Source organism: Mycobacterium sp. ITM-2016-00317 (genome assembly GCF_002968295.1).
Classification (GTDB): domain Bacteria; phylum Actinomycetota; class Actinomycetes; order Mycobacteriales; family Mycobacteriaceae; genus Mycobacterium.
The window spans coordinates 2,777,839-2,794,066 of the sequence record NZ_CP134399.1 but is presented as its reverse complement, the minus strand read 5'-3'; the positions used below and the strand labels follow the sequence as shown (position 1 = coordinate 2,794,066).

The following is a 16,228-nucleotide window of genomic DNA, read 5'->3' as shown; positions in this document are numbered from 1 at the left end:
AACTGTCAGGCGTTGCCTGCGAGCTTCTCCCGCAGAGCGGCGAGCTGCGCATCGCTGGCCAGCGATCCGCCGCCACTGGACTCCTCGGACCGCGACGATCCGTTGGAGACCGGCTTGGCGGCCTCGGCAGCCTCGGCAGCGGCGAACTTCTCCATCTGCGCAGTGTGCATCTTGTGGCGGCGCTCGGCCTCGGCGTACCGCGCCTCCCACTCGTCACGCTGCTTCTCGAAGCCTTCGAGCCACTCGTTGGTGTCGGCGTCGAAGCCCTCGGGGAAGATGTAGTTGCCCTGGTCGTCGTAGCTGTCGGCCATGCCGTACTTCCAGGCCTCGAACTCGTCGGAGTAATCCTCGTTGGCCTGCTTGAGGCTCAGCGAGATACGGCGACGCTCCAGGTCGATGTCGATGACCTTGACCATCGCGTCGTCGCCGACCTGGACGACCTGGTCCGGAACCTCGACGTGGCGCTCGGAGAGCTCCGAGATGTGCACCAGGCCCTCGATGCCCTCCTCGACGCGGACGAACGCGCCGAACGGAACCAGCTTGGTGACCTTGCCCGGCACGATCTGGCCGATCGCGTGGGTGCGGGCGAAGTGGCGCCACGGGTCTTCCTGAGTCGCCTTGAGCGACAACGAAACCCGCTCGCGATCCATGTCGACGTCGAGCACCTCGACGGTGACCTCGTCGCCCACCTGAACCACCTCGGACGGGTGATCGATGTGCTTCCAGGACAGCTCGGAGACGTGCACCAGGCCGTCGACGCCGCCGAGATCGACGAAGGCGCCGAAGTTGACGATCGAGGAGACCACACCCTTGCGGATGGCGCCCTTGGTGAGCTGATTGAGGAACTCGCTGCGCACCTCGGACTGGGTCTGCTCCAGCCAGGCGCGGCGCGAGAGCACCACGTTGTTGCGGTTCTTGTCGAGCTCGATGATCTTGGCCTCGATCTCCTTGCCGATGTACGGCTGCAGATCGCGGACGCGACGCATCTCCACCAGCGATGCCGGCAGGAAGCCGCGCAGGCCGATGTCGAGGATCAGGCCGCCCTTGACGACCTCGATGACGGTGCCCTTGACGGCCTCGTCCTTCTCCTTGAGTTCTTCGATGGTGCCCCAGGCACGCTCGTACTGAGCGCGCTTCTTGGACAGGATCAGACGGCCTTCCTTGTCCTCCTTGGTGAGGACAAGGGCCTCCACCTCATCGCCCACGGAAACGACCTCGTTGGGGTCGACGTCGTGCTTGATGGAGAGTTCGCGGGAGGGGATGACGCCTTCGGTCTTGTAACCGATATCGAGCAGAACCTCGTCACGGTCGACCTTGACGATGGTGCCTTCGACGATGTCGCCATCGTTGAAGTACTTGATGGTCTTGTCGATCGCGGCGAGAAAGTCCTCGGCCGAGCCAATGTCGTTGATGGCTACTTGCGGCGAGGTGATGGAGGGACTTGGCATGTGGTGGGTTGCTCCGGACAGGTTTAATCGTAGGGACATGTGATGTTTTGTTGGCGGCACCCGCGAATCGAACACACAGGTACGTGTCGAGGCTACTCGACTGAGTCCACGCAGGACAAACCCCCCTTCCCCGACCCGCTACCCTGCTGACGTGTCGTACACCGGCGCTCCTGGGGGGCCCCACCGATTCCATCAGTTCGGAGCGCCCTTCGCGCGGCGCGTGCGCACCGTCGGGGCGCCGTTGGGCCTGCTCATCGCCCTGGGCACGTTGGCCGGGTTGCTCGTGATCCTGCTGACCCTGGCCAACCCGGTCGGCACCGGTATCGGGCTCGTGCTGTCCAGCATGGCCATGGCCGTGGTGGTGCTGGCCTATCTGTGGCTGGACCGGTGGGAGCCCGAACCGCCGCGGTTGCTGCTCTTCGCGTTCATCTGGGGCACGTCGGTCGCGGTGATCCTCTCCGCGATCCTGCAGATCTTCCTCGACGTGTGGCTCAACCCGTCGGTCGACCCGGCCGCATCCGGGGTCAACCCGTTCACGCTGGTCATCGGCGCGCCGGTGACGGAGGAGGCGGCCAAGGGCGTGTTTCTGCTGATCATGATGACCGGGGCGCGCCGCAACGAGATGAACTCGCTGACCGACTGCCTGGTCTACGCCGGCCTGGCCAGCGCCGGCTTCGCGTGGCTGGAGGACATCCTCTACATCGCCAACGGCGAATCGCTGGCCGATTCGCTGGTCACCGCCGCGCTTCGACTGGTGATGGGACCGTTCGCGCATTCGCTGTTCACCACCATGTTCGCCCTCGGCGTGTGGTTCGCCCTGCAGAAGCGCAGCGCGCTTGCCAAGGCCGGGTGCATCCTGCTGGGCTATCTCGCGGCGGTGGTGCTGCACGCGATGTGGAACGGCTCCTCGCTCCTCGGCGCCGGCGCGTACTTCGGCACTTATGTGTTCTGGATGATGCCGGTGTTCGGGTCGGCGATCCTGCTGGCGGTCAGCAGCCGGCGCCGGGAGCAGCGCATCGTGGCCGAGAAGCTGCCCGGCATGGTGGCCGCGGGGGTCATCACCCCGAACGAGGCGACCTGGCTGGGTTCGATGCGGACCCGCAAGCAGGCGGTGGCGACCGCCACGCGGTTCGGTGGGCCCTTGGCAGGCCGGTCGGTCAAGCGGTTCGCCCAGCAGGTCGTGGAGCTGGCGTTCGTCCGGGACCGGATCGACCGCGGTTTCGCCGACCAGCGGACGGTGGCGCTGCTCTACGAGGACACCTACGCCGTGCATGCGGCGCGCGCCGGTTCACCCGCGCTTCAGCAGATGGCGCACTACCGCGCACCGGCACCGATCCGCTGATGACCGGCGGCGCGGACCTGAGGCCGCTCCGACGCTCAGGCCTTGAAATAGACCAGCTGATGCGTGGTGGCCAGCAGCTCGCCCGACCGACTCCAGATCTCCGCTGACTGGTCGAAGTAGCCGCGCGAGAACCGGTTCGCCCGGGCCCGGCACAGCGCGAAGTCGTCGCCTGCGGCCGCGAGTTCGTCGCCGTCGGCGTGGAAATACGTGGTCAGCGAGATGGTTCCGGCCGGTGACATCCCGCCGCGGCGGAGATACACGCGGGGGTAGAAGATGTCGCTGAGCGCGGTCAGGGCCGGGAAGTCGAGTGCGCGGCCCCGCTTGTCCCGCGCCCACAGGGTGGTGGTCGAGGACTCCGTCGGGCCGCTGTCCTGATCGGGCACGGCACCCTCGACGTAGCGCATGTCGTAGTTGCCCGCCCACACCACGATCTCGGGCAGGCCGGTCGGCGCGATGTCCTCGGGGCCGGGCACCGACGGTCGGGACCGTTCGGTCTCCGACCAGGTGTCGCGGCGGGTGCCGAACACCGCGGTGGCGTTGGTCCGGACCGAGCCTTCCTGCCACAGCTCGACCACCCAGTGCTGATTGGTGCGATTGGTACGCACGGCCTTGGCGACGATGTCGAAGGCACCGTCGAGGACGGGCGCGGTGAAGTTCACCGTCAACGCGACCGGGTCACCGATCCGCTCGGGCTGAAGTTGCACGGCGCGCAGCAGCGCGGCCGCGGTCACCCCGCCGAACGGGCCGACCATGTTCGCCCATTCGGGGCAGGTGTGGCCACGCAGCACGCCCTTGACTTCCGTGGTGTCGAGTGCGATCGCTGTGTCGAACGTATGTCCGGGCACGGGCAGTCCTTTCGCCGACTATGTATGCAACCCTACATAATCGCTCCGGGCCCTGCTCAGTGAGCCGCTGAGTCCCAGCTGCGCCCGTAGCCGACCGAGACCTCCAGCGGTACGTCGAGCGGATAGGCGTTACCCATGTGCTCCCGCACCAGCGCGTCGAGCCGGTCGTGCTCGCCCTCGGCCACCTCGAACAGCAACTCGTCGTGAACCTGCAGCAGCATCCGCGACGACAACCCGGCGTCCTTGATGGCCTGGTCGACGTTGATCATCGCGACCTTGATGATGTCGGCGGCACTGCCCTGGATCGGCGCGTTCAACGCGGCCCGCTCGGCAGCCTCACGGACCTGCCGGTTACTACTGTCGAGCTCAGGCAGATACCGCCGCCGACCGAACACCGTCGAGGTGTAGCCGTCCTTTCGTGCCTGGTCGACCACGTCGCGCAGGTAGTCGCGCACCCCGCCGAACCTGGCGAAGTACTGCTCCATCTGCTCCTTGGCCTCCTCGGTGGAGATCTTGAGCTGCTGGGAGAGCCCGTAGGCGCTCAACCCGTAGGCCAAGCCGTACGACATCGCCTTGACCCGGCGTCGCAACTCGGCCGTGACCTCGTCGATCGGCACCGAGAACGCCCGGGAGGCGACGAACGAGTGCAGGTCCTCCCCGGTGTTGAACGCCTCGATCAGGCCTTCGTCCCTGGACAGGTGGGCCATGATCCGCATCTCGATCTGGCTGTAGTCGGCGGTCATCAGCTCGGCGAGAGCCGTGCCTCCGCCGGAGCCCGGAGGGCGACCTCCCACGACGAACGCGTCCCTGATCCGCCGTCCCGCCTCCGTGCGGATCGGGATGTTCTGCAGGTTCGGTTCGGTGGACGACAACCGGCCCGTCGCCGCGATGGTCTGATTGAACGTGGTGTGGATACGGCCATCTGCGGCAACCGAATTCAGCAGGCCGTCGACGGTGACCTTCAGCCTGGTTGCGTCCCGGTGGGCCAGCAGATGCTGCAGGAACGGATGGCCGGTCTTGTCGAACAAGGACTGCAGCGCGTCGGCGTCGGTGGTGTATCCGGTCTTGGTGCGCTTGGTCTTGGGCATCTCCAGCTCGTCGAACAGCACCACCTGCAGCTGCTTCGGTGAGCCGAGGTTGATCTGTTTGCCGATGACCGCATAGGCGGCCTCGGCCGCGTCCCGGATCTGACCGGCGAACTCGCTCTGCAGTTCGGAGAGCATCTGCAGATCGACCGCGATGCCGACGGTCTCCAGTTCGGCGAGCACCCGCTGCACCGGGAGCTCCATGGTGGCGAGCAGCGCCGAGGAGTCGATGCGGGCGAGCTCCTCGTCGAGCGCGTCGGCCAGGTCGACGACCGCACTGGCGCGCAGCAGCAAAGTCTGCACTGCCTGGTCGTCCACGCCCTCGCCGTCGTCGAGCAACGAAAGCTGCTGCTGCTCAGGGTTGTCGGCGCGCAACTCGCGTTTGAGGTAGCGCAGCGAGAGGTCGTCGAGAGTGAAGCTGCGCTGGCCGGGCCGCACCAGATAGGCGGCCAGCGCGGTGTCGGAGGTGACGCCGGCGAGGGTCCATCCCCGGCCCGCCAGATCGTGGATCGCGAGCTTGGCCTCGTGCAGCGCCTTCGGCACGTCGGGATCGGCCAGCCACGAGGCCAGGGCCTTCTCGTCCTCGGGGTCCAGGCCGGCGAGGTCGAGATAGCGGCCGTCGCCGTCTGCAGCGACGATGGCCAGTGCGGTCGCGTCGCTGTCGAAGGCCAGGTGGTTGCCGACGACCGCGAGACCGAAGCGTTGACCGTTGCTGTGCTCGGCCAGCCAGCCTGCCAGGGTCCCCGGCTGCAGCGCCTCACCACGGACGTCGAAGCCCTGGTCCACCTCGGGGTCGGTCGAGGCCAGGGTGTCGAACAGGCGGTCGCGCAGCACGCGGAACTCGAGGTCGTCGAAGAGGCGATGGATCTGGTCGCGATCCCACGGCTGCATGCGCAGCGTGTCCGGCGTCTGCGCCAGCGGCACGTCCTTGACCAGATCGGTGAGTTCGCGGTTCAACACGACGCTGGACAGGTGGGCCCGCAGCGCGTCACCGACCTTGCCCTTGACCTTGTCGACGTTGTCCACCAGCGCCTGCAGCGACCCGTACTCCACGATCCACTTGGTCGCGGTCTTCTCCCCCACCCCGGGGATGCCCGGCAGGTTGTCGCTCGGATCGCCCCGCAGCGCCGCGAAGTCCGGGTACTGGGCCGGCGTCAGCCCGTACTTCTCCACCACCGCTTCGGGGGTGAACCGGGTCAGTTCGCTGACGCCTTTACGCGGGTACAGCACGGTGACGTCGTCGCTCACCAGTTGCAGCGAGTCGCGGTCCCCGGTGACCACCAGCACGCGGTAACCCTCGTTCTCGGCCTGCGTCGCGAGTGTCGCGATGAGGTCGTCGGCCTCGAAACCGGGCTCGGCCAGCACGGTGATCCCGAGCGCGCCGAGCACCTCTTTGGTGATGTCGATCTGGCCGCGGAACTCGTCCGGGGTGGCAGAACGACCTTCCTTGTACTCCGGGTACTTCTCTTTGCGGAACGTCTGGCGGGACACGTCGAACGCCGCGGCGATGTGGGTGGGCTGCTCGTCACGCAGCAGGTTGATCAGCATGGCGGTGAAGCCGTAGACCGCATTCGTGGTCAGCCCACCCTGGGTTTTGAAGTTCTCGGCGGGCAGCGCATAGAACGCCCGGAAGGCCAGGGAGTTGCCGTCCAGCAGCATCAGGGTGGGCTTGTCGCCGACCTCCGGTTTACCGGCTTTGGTCTCCGATGCAGTCTTGGCAGGGCTCACGGACATCACTCTAGGCATGCGGGCTGACAGGCGGTGCGCCCGTCGCCGCAATCATCGCGCGGGCCCGCTCGTTGAGCAGACGCGCCGCGGGACCGGCCGCGTCCACCCGCCAGGCCCACACCAGCCGGCCCCGCAGCCGCGGTGTGATCCGCACCTCGTGCAGCCCGCTGTCGCCCACCATCGACTGCGGCACGAGCGCGACCCCCAGACCGTGGCGGGCCAGCTGCACCAGCTCCTGCGGGTTGGTCGCCTCGAACGCGATCCGGGGCCGCAACCCCGCAGCCGCGCACGCCTGGTCGAGCCGCGACCGCAGCCCGGTCCCCCGCGGCAGCGAGATCAGCCCGAACTCGCAAAGCCCTTGCAGCGTCACTGTTTTGCGGCGCCCCAGAGGGTGGCCGGGAGCGACCGCGGCGGCCAGCGGTTCGTCGGTGATCACCTGGTAGTCCACCCCCGCCGGTTCCTCGTCGACACCGATCGACACGATGGCGGCATCCAACCTGCCGTCGGCCAACCCGGCCAGCAGCTCGTCGGAGTTGTCGGTGCTCAGCGTGATCTCGACGCCGGGGTGATCGGCGTGGAAGTCGGCGATCAGCCGTGCCGTGTCGACCGGATGCAGGGTCACCGTGCCGACGGAGACGGCGCCGCGCACCAGGCCGGCGACGTCGTCGACCGCGGCCTGGGCGGCACGCACCGCGGCCAGCGCCGCACGCGCGTGGGGCAGCAGCGCCGCACCGGCCTGAGTCAGCCGCACCTCCCGGCTCGTGCGCGTCAGCAGGGGCTGTCCGACCAGGCGTTCCAACCGGCGGATCTGTGCGCTGACGGCAGGCTGTGCCACGCGTTCACGCTGGGCTGCTCTGGTGAAGCTGCGTTCTTCGACCACCGCGACCAGATACTCCAGCTGCCGAAGCTCCATAAGCATCGATTATAAATTTGAGAACAAGGTTGTATTGGACTTATAGCTGACCCGCGGGCAGCGTGGACAGCATGAGCACGTATGTGTTGATTCCGGGGATGTGCCACGGCGCATGGTGTTTCGACGATCTCGCGGCCTCGCTACGGGCACAGGGGCATCACGTGCTGGCGCTCACGCTGACCGGGGTCGCGGAGCGGTCCCACCTGCTGCCGGGTGCGGTCAACCTGGAGACCCACCTCACCGACGTGCTTGCCGCGATCAGCGACGACACCTCCGCGGGCGCCGATCTCGTCCTCGTCGGGCACAGCTACGGCGGCATGGTGATCACCGGTGTCGCCGACCGGATCCCCGACCGGGTGCACGCACTGGTGTTCGTCGACGCCGTGGTGCCGCGCGACGGCGAAAGGTGCTGGGATCTGGTCGACGACGAGGAACGCAGCTGGTACGTCCGGGTCGACGACACCGGGTTCGGCGTGCCGCCGCTGCCGTTCTTCGATCCGCGGGCGACGCCGCATCCGCTGGCCACACTTCTGCAACCGCTGCGTCTACAGGGTGGACTGGACCGGTTCCGCCGACGGGTGTTCGTCTACGCGCGGGACTGGCCCGCACAGTCACCATTGCAGCCGTCCTACGACCGGGTGCGCGACGACCCGACCTGGATCTGCCACGAACTCGACGGCAAACACAACCTGATGCGCGACTGTCCCGACGAACTTCTCGGCATCCTGCTGGAGGCCGGCTAGCCCGCTCACCGGAACAAAACTGGAACACGTTTCAACTTTGCGCCCCGAACTCGGTACGCTGACCGCGTGTCAGCTTCCACGCAGCCTGCGATCGACGGGTGGTTCGCCACGGACGGGTCCGGAGATCCGTATCTGATCGGCGGCAAGTGTCACCAGTGCGGAACCTTCGTGTTCCCGCCCCGAGCCAACAACTGCCCCAACCCGGGCTGTGACGGCGACGACCTGGCCCAGGTGCCACTGTCGCGGCGCGGCCGGCTGTGGAGCTACACCGAAAACCGGTACGCCCCACCACCTCCCTACCCGTCACCGGATCCTTTCGAGCCGTTCGCCGTGGCCGCGGTCGAACTCGCCGCCGAAGGCCTGATCGTGCTCGGCAAGGTCGTCGAGGGCACCCTGGCCGCCGACCTCAAGGTCGGCATGGAGATGGAACTGACCACCATGCCGCTGTATGTCGACGACGACGGCGTCGAGCGCATCGTCCACGCCTGGAGAATCGCCTCATGAGCCCTGAACCGGTCTACATCCTCGGTGCCGGTATGCACCCCTGGGGTAAATGGGGACGCGACTTCACCGAGTACGGCGTCGTGGCCGCCCGCGCTGCCCTGGCCGAAGCCGGGCTGGACTGGCGCCAGATCCAACTCGTCGCCGGCGCAGACACCATCCGCAACGGCTACCCCGGCTTCGTCGCCGGCGCGACGTTCGCGCAGAAGCTGGGCTGGAACGGCATCCCGATCACCTCCAGCTACGCCGCCTGCGCCTCCGGATCGCAGGCCCTGCAGAGCGCCCGCGCCCACATCCTGGCCGGCCTGTGCGACGTCGCGCTGGTCATCGGCGCCGACACCACCCCCAAGGGTTTCTTCGCCCCCGTCGGCGGCGAGCGCAAGAACGATCCCGACTGGCAGCGTTTCCACCTCATCGGCGCCACCAACACCGTCTATTTCGCGATGCTGGCCCGCCTGCGGATGGACCTCTACGGCGCCACCCTCGAAGACTTCGCGAACGTGAAGGTCAAGAACGCCCGCCACGGCCTGGACAACCCCAACGCCCGCTACCGCAAAGCCGCCACCGTCGAGGACGTGCTGGCCTCCCCCGTGGTGTCGGATCCGTTGCGGCTGCTCGACATCTGCGCCACCTCCGACGGCGCGGCCGCGGTGATCGTCGCGAGCAAGTCGTTCGCCGAGAAACACCTGGGTTCGGTCGAGGGAGTGCCCTCGGTGCGGGCGATCAGCCTGCAGTCCCCGCAATACCCGCAGCACCTGCCCGAGCTGCCCGACATCGCCACCGACTCCACCGCCGTGGTCCCCGGGCCCGAACGCGTCTTCAAAGACCAGATCCTCGACGCCGCCTACGCCGAAGCCGGTATCGGCCCCGAGGACCTGTCCCTGGCCGAGGTCTATGACCTGTCCACCGCGTTGGAACTCGACTGGTACGAGCACCTCGGTCTGTGCGCCAAGGGCGAGGCCGAACACCTCCTCCGCTCCGGAGCCACCACCGTCGGCGGCCGCATCCCGGTCAACGCCTCCGGTGGGTTGGCCTGCTTCGGCGAAGCGATCCCGGCCCAGGCCATCGCCCAAGTCTGCGAACTCACCTGGCAACTGCGCGGCCAAGCCACCGGCCGCCAAGTCGAAAACGCCACCGTCGGCATCACCGCCAACCAAGGCCTCTTCGGCCACGGCTCCTCGGTCATCGTCGCCCGCTAACCAACCCCGGGGACATACCGCGAGCGTGCGTGTCGGCGGCCAACACACCGCGGAAATCCCCCACAATGCGCACGCTCACGGCTCAATAGACCCATGACTGAGGTGATCTCGGTCCGGGTCAAGCCGGGCAGCAGCAAGGGCCCGTTGGTGGAAACCGGACCCGACGGCGTGCTGACCGTCTACGTCCGAGAGCGTGCAGTCGAGGGCAAGGCCAACGCCGCGGTGATCCGGGTGCTCGCCGACCACTTCGGGGTACCGCGCAGCGACGTCCAGTTGACCGGCGGCGCGACGGCACGACTCAAACGGTTCCGCATCGGCTGATCGGCCGCCACGAGCGTGCGGAAAGTCAGGAATTCCGTCGGCATGTCGCCCGCGGACACGCACGCTCGCGCAAGGAAGGCAGGGGTCAGGCGACGCCGAGGTAGGCCGCGCGGATGCTCGTGTCGGACAGCAGCTCCCGAGCATCACCGGTGCGGGTGACCTCGCCGGTCTCCAGGATGTAGGCCCGGTCCGACCGGCTCAGGGCCTGCTGCGCATTCTGCTCGACCAGCAGCACCGTGGTGCCCGCGGCGTTGATCTCGGCGATGATCCGGAAGATCTGCGAGATCACCATCGGAGCCAACCCCATGGACGGCTCGTCGAGCAGCAACACTTTCGGCCGCGCCATCAATGCGCGCCCGATGGCCAGCATCTGCTGCTCCCCGCCGGAAAGGGTGCCACCCAGCTGACTTCTGCGTTCCGCCAGGCGGGGGAAGGTCTCCAACACCCAGTCGAGCCGCTCGTCGTGCTCCGCCTTGGACGCGAACTTCCTTCCGTAGCAACCCATCTCAAGATTGTCGATGATCGTCATGCCGGGGAAGACGCCGCGTCCCTCCGGGGCCTGGATCAGGCCGTCGGCCACCCGCTTGTGCGCCTTGACGCGGCTGATGTCCTTGCCGTCGAACCACACCGAACCCGACGTCAGCGGCAACAGCCCGGAGATCGCGCGCATCATGGTGGTCTTGCCTGCGCCATTGGAACCCAGCAGGGTCACCAGCTCGCCATCGTGCACGGTCAGCGACACCGAGTGCAGGGCTTTGATCCGGCCGTAGTGCACGACGATGTCACGCACCTCCAGCAGCACCGGACGCGAATCGGGCTGCCGCTCAGGGGTCTCGGGGGTCTCAGGTGAGCTCATCGTCGGGCACTCCCAGGTAGGCGGCGATGACCTTGGGGTCCTCGCGGATCTCGGCGGGCAGCCCGTCGGCGATCTTGCGGCCGAACTCCAGCACCACGATCCGGTCGGTCACCCCCATCACCAGCCGCATGTCGTGTTCGATCAGCAGCACGGTGTAGCCGTCGTCGCGGATCTTGCGGATCAGGTCGATCAGCGCGGACTTCTCGCTGGGATTGAACCCGGCGGCGGGCTCGTCCAGGCACAGCAGCTTGGGTTCGGTGGCCAGCGCCCGCGCGATCTCCAGTCGACGCTGGTCGCCATAGGAGAGGTTCTTGGCCTTCTCCTCACCGCGGTGGGCGATCCCCACGAAATGGAGCAGTGCCGCGGACCTTTCGATCGCCGACCGTTCTTCGCGGCGGTGCCGCGGGGAGCGGAACAGCGCACCCGGCACCGAGGTGTGGTGGCGGGCGTCGGTGCCCACCATCACGTTCTCCAGCGCGGTCATCTCACCGAACAGCCGGATGTTCTGGAAGGTGCGGGCGATACCCAGCCGGGTGATCTGGTGACGCTTGATCCTGCCGATCGTCGAGCCGTCGAAGCTCACCGACCCCGACGTCGGCCGGTAGACGCCGGTGATCGCGTTGAAGCACGTCGTCTTGCCCGCCCCGTTGGGTCCGATGAGGCCCAGGATCTCGCCGCGACGGATGTTGAACGTCACCGCGTCCAATGCGGTCAGGCCACCGAACTTCACGGTCAGATCGTTGGTCTGCAGCAGCACCTCGCCCTCGCCGGCCTGGATCTCGCGGTGCACGCTCGCGAGTTCGGCGACACTGTCGACGAAGGTCTCCGGTGCGGCCCCGTCCTGCGGCGACGTCATTTGACCGGCTCCGTATCCATGGGCTGGGTCCGCAGCAGTTTGCGTGCGGCTCTGGCGTAGGTGAGCAGGTGCTGCCGGGCCGGGAACAGGCCCTGCGGCCGGAAGATCATCAGCACCACCAGCGCCAGGCCGAAGAACAAGTATTTCAGGTTGCCCATGTCGATGCCCAGGAAATGCACGCCGAGCAACCGGTTGGGCAGGTACACGATGATGAACGCACCCAGGATCACGCCGAGCTTGTTGCCCTGCCCGCCCAGCACCACCGCACACAGGAACAGCATCGAGTTGATGATGTTGAACGTCGGCGGTGCGACGTACTGCACCTGTCCGGCGTACAGCGCACCCGAGAGCCCGCCGATCGCCGCGCCGATGGTGAACGCCCACAGCTTGAACTTGAACGCATTGACGCCCATCACCTCTGCGGCGTCCTCGTCCTCGCGGACGGCGATCCAGGCGCGCCCGACGCGGCTGCGTTCCAGATTGCCGACCAGCAAGAGGATCCCCACGATCAGGATCAGCCCGAGCCAGAACCACCAGGTGCCGTAGTTCGCGTCGCCGCTCGAATTGGCCACCGAGAACACCCCTTCAGGGTGCTGAGGGTCCTCGCGGAAATGCGGGAACGCGACCTGGTTGAGTCCGCGCGGCCCGTTGGTGACGTCGGCGAGGTTGTCGGCCAACAACCGGATGATCTCGCCGAAGCCGAGGGTGACGATCGCCAGGTAGTCACCGCGCAGGCGCAGCGTCGGGGTGCCGAGGATCAGCCCGCTCAACGCGGTGACCGCCATCGCCAGCGGCACACAGGCCAGCCACGCCCAGGGCGTGGTCAGGATGCCCTGCGGGCTCATCTGGTTCCACGGACTCTCCGGGCTGGTCAACAGCGCGACCGTGTAGGCGCCGACGGCGTAGAACCCGACGTAGCCCAGGTCGAGCAGTCCGGCCTGGCCGACGACGACGTTGAGCCCGATCGCGATGATCGCCACCATCGCGAACTGGGCCATGGTGCCGCCGAAGCTGATGCCCGGGGTATCGATGAAGCCCGGCTTGAACAACGGCGACAGCGCGATCCCGGCGAACAGGACGATGCCGAACACCCATTTCTGGGCCCGGGTCAGTCCGTCCCACCAGTCGATGATTCGCGTCATACCCGTGCCTTCCCGAGGCTTTCACCGAGTATCCCGGTCGGGCGGATCAGCAGCACCAGCACCAGCAGCGCGAACGCGACGACGTCGCGCCACTGGGTGCCGAACACGGCCTGCCCGTAGTTCTCCATCACCCCGAGCAGCAGGCCGCCGAGAAGCGCACCGCGCAGGTTGCCGATACCGCCGAGCACCGCAGCCGAGAACGCCTTGATACCCAACAGGAATCCGCCGGAGTAGATGATGCCCTGGGGCACCTTGAGGGTGTACAGCAGCGCGGCCGCCCCGGCGAGCAGTCCGCCGATGAGGAACGTGGTCATGATGATGCGCTCTCGCGACACCCCCATCAGGGTGGCCGTCGTCGGGTCCTGCGCGACGGCCCGGATACCGCGACCGAACTTGGTGCGGTTGATCGCGGTGTCGGTGAGCACGGCGAGCACGAGTGCCGACACCACGATCACCAGGGTGACGTTCGAGACCGCGACACCGAAGACCTCGAACTGGGTCTTGGGCTGCACCAGCACGATGGGCTGCTGAGCGTTCGGGCCGCCGTAGCCGGGGATCAGCTTGGGCAGGATGAACAGCACGAACTGCTGCAGCACGAAGGACATCCCGATGGCGGTGATCAGGAACGTCAACGGCCGGGCGTTGCGCTTGCGCAGTGGGCGGTACGCGACGAACTCCAATCCGACCGCCGCGCTGCCCGACACCATCATCGCGAACAGCATCGCGAATCCCAGGTACAGGATCGTCAGCGCCACACCCTTGCTGTAGGCGTTACCGCTCGGCGTGAAACCCAGGATGATGTCCAGCGCGAAGTACGCGCCGAACATGCCCAGCATGAAGATCTCGGAATGCGCGAAGTTGATCAGGCGAAGCACCCCGAACACGAGGGTGTAGCCGACAGCGACCAGGGCGTAGATCGCTCCCCACGACAGGCCGTCGATCGTCAACTGCCAGAAGCTGTCCACCAGCGCTCCGACGTTGAAATTGATGTTTGCGGCCAGGTCCATCCGGCGGAAAACTCCTCACGACAGGTCGTTCTGAGCGGCAGAGCTCTTGGGCGACAGAGCTCTTGGGCGACAGCGTTCTTGGGCGAGAACGACGAAGCGCGCCCGAGTCAGATGCTCGAACGCGCTTCGCCTCAGCCGTTACTGGACGTCGTAGATCCAGATCAGGGTGGTGGTGAGCTCACCCTCCGGGGTCCACTGGTACTCGCGGGCCACACCCTGACCCTGGTAGTTGCGCACGAAGTCGAGCAGCGCCGGCCGGGTGATCGCACCCGAGTCGATGCCCTTGAGCAGGATCGTGCCCAGGTCGTAACCCTCGGCGCTGTAGGTGCCGGGTTCCTGGTTGAACTTCGCCGTGTACTCGTCGGCGAACGACCCGGTGGCCGGTCCGCACGGGCAGGCCAGCACCGCGGCCTTGGACGATTCGCCGGCCTGCTTGACGAACTCGGGATCCTTGGTGCCGTCGGCGCTGGCGAAGACGCCCTCGAATCCGCCGTCCCTGAGCTGCTGGACGAGCGGGGCCGCTTCGGCGTAGTAGCCGCCGAAGAAGACCGAATCCGGCGCGGCGCCCTTGATCTGGGTGACGGTTGCCGAGAAGTCCTTGTCGCCCTTCTTCACCGAGATGTTGCACGCCGAGTCGGCCACGGGTCCGAGGGTTTCACGGACCGCCTGCGACAGGCCCAGGCCGTAGTCGGTGCTGTCGTCGACGACGCAGACCTTCTTGTGGCCCAGCGAGTTCTTCAGGTAGTTGGCGACCGACGGACCCTGCACGCCGTCGTTGGCCAACCCGCGGAAGAAGGTACGCCAACCGTTCTTGGACAGGTCGACGTTCGTCGCCGACGCGGTGACCGACACGAGGCCGGCCTGGTCGAAGACGCCGCCGGTGGCCTTGGTCTCGCCGGAGAAGGCGGGACCGACGAGGCCGATCGTGTACTGGTCGTTGACGATCTGGGGGGCGATGCCGGTGGCCTTCTGCGGGTCACCTTCGGTGTCGAACGGGATGAGCTGCACCTGGCAGCCCGGGTTCGCCTCGTTGTGCTTGTCGACCGCCAGCTGCACACCGTTCTTGATATTGATGCCCAGGGCTGCGTCTGGGCCGTTGAGAGCACCGGCCATGGCGATCGACACCGGCGGGCAGGTGGCGTTGCCGTCACCGGCCGGATCGGCGGGTGCGGCACCCTCGGATGCGGCGACCTCGGCGCCGCTCTGGTCGATCTGGACCTTCTCCACGATCCTGAGGTTCGTCTGCGACGCCTCTTCCTCGGGCGTGCTCTGGCTGCAGCCGGCCATGGCCAGCACAATCAGACCCGCACTACCGACAGCAAATGCATTGCGTGCCACGCGACCGCGCACGTATCACCTCCGGTTCGATGTTCTGCTCGACGCCGCGGGCCGGACCGTGCACAAACCGGAACGACACTTCGGCGATGCTCCGCGACGACCATAACCAACCTGCCGCCCCCGTGCGTGGTGTTGGAAAAGGCGCCGCGCCGATAACCCGGCTGAAACGGCGAAAGAACGGTTGTGGAAACCCAGACTTAACCGGTGGCGTCGCCCGTGCCGGCTGCTGCGTCGGCTAGGCCGTCGGCTCGGCGGGGGGATCCAGCGTCTCCAGGACCACCTCGGCCACCCGCTTCATCGTGGTGCGCCGATCCATCGCCGCGCGCTGAATCCACTTGAACGCTTCGGGTTCGGTCATCCCCTGCTTCGTTTGCAGCAAACCCTTGGCCCGCTCGACCAGTTTGCGGGTCTCCAGCCGGTCGGAGAGGTTGGCGACCTCCTTCTCCAGCTCGGCCACCTCGCTGAATCGACTGACCGCCAGTTCGATGGCCGGGATGAGGTCGGTGATGCTGAACGGTTTCACCAGGTAGGCCATCGCGCCGGCGTCACGGGCCCGCTCCACCAGTTCGCGCTGGCTGAACGCGGTGAGGATGACGATCGGCGCGATGCGCTTGCCGGCGATCTCCGAGGCGGCATCGATACCGTCGCGCCGGGGCATCTTGACGTCCATGATCACCAGGTCAGGACGCAGCGACTCGGCCAGCTCGACGGCTTCCTGCCCATCACCGGCTTCACCGACGACCTCGTAGCCCTCCTCGCGGAGCATCTCTGCCAGGTCGAGCCGGATGAGGGCCTCGTCCTCGGCGACCAGGACACGGCGCGGCGGGACGACGGCGTCTGACGGCGACGCGGAAGCAGATGACATCCCAACATTGTGAACGGCACGGGCCGGATGAGCGAGCGC

General features: G+C 67.1%; 15 protein-coding genes. 5 read left to right on the top strand and 10 right to left on the bottom strand.

The features are described from left to right. Positions 1 to 5: 5 nt before the first annotated feature. Positions 6 to 1,448, bottom strand: coding sequence for a 30S ribosomal protein S1 (gene rpsA, locus C6A87_RS13335; RefSeq protein WP_311117640.1), 1,443 nt, complete (start codon positions 1,446 to 1,448; stop codon positions 6 to 8). 151 nt (positions 1,449 to 1,599) lie between these two features. Here rpsA and C6A87_RS13330 point away from each other — a divergent pair, with 151 nt between their 5' ends. Beyond that, positions 1,600 to 2,790 (top strand): PrsW family intramembrane metalloprotease, encoded by a 1,191-nt coding sequence (locus C6A87_RS13330; protein WP_311117639.1) that lies wholly within the window; start codon positions 1,600 to 1,602, stop codon positions 2,788 to 2,790. A gap of 35 nt (positions 2,791 to 2,825) precedes the next feature. On the opposite strand, the gene C6A87_RS13325 is transcribed toward C6A87_RS13330, so the two are convergent. The 3 genes from C6A87_RS13325 to C6A87_RS13315 form a co-directional block, all read right to left on the bottom strand. After that, positions 2,826 to 3,635 carry a thioesterase family protein gene (locus C6A87_RS13325; protein ID WP_396837055.1) on the bottom strand — a complete coding sequence of 270 codons (810 nt, stop codon included), beginning with the start codon at positions 3,633 to 3,635 and terminating at the stop codon, positions 2,826 to 2,828. A 56-nt stretch (positions 3,636 to 3,691) separates the two neighbouring features. Further along, the gene (gene polA / locus C6A87_RS13320; protein WP_311117924.1) at positions 3,692 to 6,379 is read right to left on the bottom strand and encodes a DNA polymerase I; all 2,688 of its coding nucleotides are present in this window, start codon (positions 6,377 to 6,379) and stop codon (positions 3,692 to 3,694) included. A gap of 79 nt (positions 6,380 to 6,458) precedes the next feature. After that, the gene (locus tag C6A87_RS13315) at positions 6,459 to 7,361 is read right to left on the bottom strand and encodes a LysR family transcriptional regulator (RefSeq protein WP_311117638.1); all 903 of its coding nucleotides are present in this window, start codon (positions 7,359 to 7,361) and stop codon (positions 6,459 to 6,461) included. Positions 7,362 to 7,432: 71 nt separating this feature from the next. Between C6A87_RS13315 and C6A87_RS13310 the strand changes: the two genes are divergently transcribed. The 4 genes from C6A87_RS13310 (at position 7,433) to C6A87_RS13295 (ending at position 10,125) form a co-directional block, all read left to right on the top strand. Continuing rightward, positions 7,433 to 8,104: an alpha/beta fold hydrolase gene (locus tag C6A87_RS13310; protein ID WP_311117637.1), complete on the top strand. Its 672-nt coding sequence runs from the start codon at positions 7,433 to 7,435 to the stop codon at positions 8,102 to 8,104. A 66-nt stretch (positions 8,105 to 8,170) separates the two neighbouring features. Next, complete coding sequence (locus C6A87_RS13305) at positions 8,171 to 8,608, top strand: OB-fold domain-containing protein (RefSeq protein WP_311117636.1); 438 nt, start codon at positions 8,171 to 8,173, stop codon at positions 8,606 to 8,608. After that, positions 8,605 to 9,804 (top strand): lipid-transfer protein, encoded by a 1,200-nt coding sequence (locus C6A87_RS13300; RefSeq protein ID WP_311117635.1) that lies wholly within the window; start codon positions 8,605 to 8,607, stop codon positions 9,802 to 9,804. The genes C6A87_RS13305 and C6A87_RS13300 overlap by 4 nt, the downstream gene beginning before the upstream one ends. Positions 9,805 to 9,897: 93 nt before the next feature. Beyond that, a complete protein-coding gene (locus tag C6A87_RS13295) occupies positions 9,898 to 10,125 on the top strand; it encodes a DUF167 domain-containing protein (RefSeq protein WP_311117634.1) in 228 nt (75 codons plus the stop codon). 85 nt (positions 10,126 to 10,210) lie between these two features. On the opposite strand, the gene C6A87_RS13290 is transcribed toward C6A87_RS13295, so the two are convergent. The 6 genes from C6A87_RS13290 to C6A87_RS13265 all read right to left on the bottom strand — a co-directional run bounded on the left by C6A87_RS13290 (position 10,211) and on the right by C6A87_RS13265 (position 16,189). Further along, positions 10,211 to 10,981, bottom strand: coding sequence for an ABC transporter ATP-binding protein (locus tag C6A87_RS13290; RefSeq protein ID WP_311117633.1), 771 nt, complete (start codon positions 10,979 to 10,981; stop codon positions 10,211 to 10,213). Then, positions 10,968 to 11,837, bottom strand: a complete 870-nt coding sequence (locus C6A87_RS13285) for an ABC transporter ATP-binding protein (protein ID WP_311117632.1) — start codon at positions 11,835 to 11,837, stop codon at positions 10,968 to 10,970. Before C6A87_RS13285 ends, C6A87_RS13290 begins: the two co-directional genes overlap by 14 nt. Continuing rightward, the gene (locus C6A87_RS13280) at positions 11,834 to 12,979 is read right to left on the bottom strand and encodes a branched-chain amino acid ABC transporter permease (protein WP_311117631.1); all 1,146 of its coding nucleotides are present in this window, start codon (positions 12,977 to 12,979) and stop codon (positions 11,834 to 11,836) included. The genes C6A87_RS13285 and C6A87_RS13280 overlap by 4 nt, the downstream gene beginning before the upstream one ends. Then, the gene (locus tag C6A87_RS13275) at positions 12,976 to 13,986 is read right to left on the bottom strand and encodes a branched-chain amino acid ABC transporter permease (RefSeq protein ID WP_311117630.1); all 1,011 of its coding nucleotides are present in this window, start codon (positions 13,984 to 13,986) and stop codon (positions 12,976 to 12,978) included. Before C6A87_RS13275 ends, C6A87_RS13280 begins: the two co-directional genes overlap by 4 nt. A 138-nt stretch (positions 13,987 to 14,124) precedes the next feature. Beyond that, a complete protein-coding gene (locus C6A87_RS13270) occupies positions 14,125 to 15,336 on the bottom strand; it encodes a branched-chain amino acid ABC transporter substrate-binding protein (RefSeq protein WP_311117629.1) in 1,212 nt (403 codons plus the stop codon). A 223-nt stretch (positions 15,337 to 15,559) separates the two neighbouring features. Then, positions 15,560 to 16,189 carry an ANTAR domain-containing response regulator gene (locus C6A87_RS13265; RefSeq protein ID WP_311117628.1) on the bottom strand — a complete coding sequence of 210 codons (630 nt, stop codon included), beginning with the start codon at positions 16,187 to 16,189 and terminating at the stop codon, positions 15,560 to 15,562. Positions 16,190 to 16,228: the final 39 nt, after the last annotated feature.

Bases quoted from the DNA above. Each gene is read 5' to 3' on its own strand.
- rpsA (WP_311117640.1), bottom strand. From the start codon at position 1,448: ATGCCAAGTCCCTCCATCACCTCGCCGCAAGTAGCCATCAACGACATT.
- polA (WP_311117924.1), bottom strand. From the start codon at position 6,379: ATGCTGCTGGACGGCAACTCCCTGGCCTTCCGGGCGTTCTATGCGCTG.
- C6A87_RS13315 (WP_311117638.1), bottom strand. From the start codon at position 7,361: ATGGAGCTTCGGCAGCTGGAGTATCTGGTCGCGGTGGTCGAAGAACGC.
- C6A87_RS13310 (WP_311117637.1), top strand. From the start codon at position 7,433: ATGAGCACGTATGTGTTGATTCCGGGGATGTGCCACGGCGCATGGTGT.
- C6A87_RS13300 (WP_311117635.1), top strand. From the start codon at position 8,605: ATGAGCCCTGAACCGGTCTACATCCTCGGTGCCGGTATGCACCCCTGG.
- C6A87_RS13295 (WP_311117634.1), top strand. From the start codon at position 9,898: ATGACTGAGGTGATCTCGGTCCGGGTCAAGCCGGGCAGCAGCAAGGGC.
- C6A87_RS13290 (WP_311117633.1), bottom strand. From the start codon at position 10,981: ATGAGCTCACCTGAGACCCCCGAGACCCCTGAGCGGCAGCCCGATTCG.
- C6A87_RS13285 (WP_311117632.1), bottom strand. From the start codon at position 11,837: ATGACGTCGCCGCAGGACGGGGCCGCACCGGAGACCTTCGTCGACAGT.
- C6A87_RS13280 (WP_311117631.1), bottom strand. From the start codon at position 12,979: ATGACGCGAATCATCGACTGGTGGGACGGACTGACCCGGGCCCAGAAA.
- C6A87_RS13275 (WP_311117630.1), bottom strand. From the start codon at position 13,986: ATGGACCTGGCCGCAAACATCAATTTCAACGTCGGAGCGCTGGTGGAC.
- C6A87_RS13265 (WP_311117628.1), bottom strand. From the start codon at position 16,189: ATGTCATCTGCTTCCGCGTCGCCGTCAGACGCCGTCGTCCCGCCGCGC.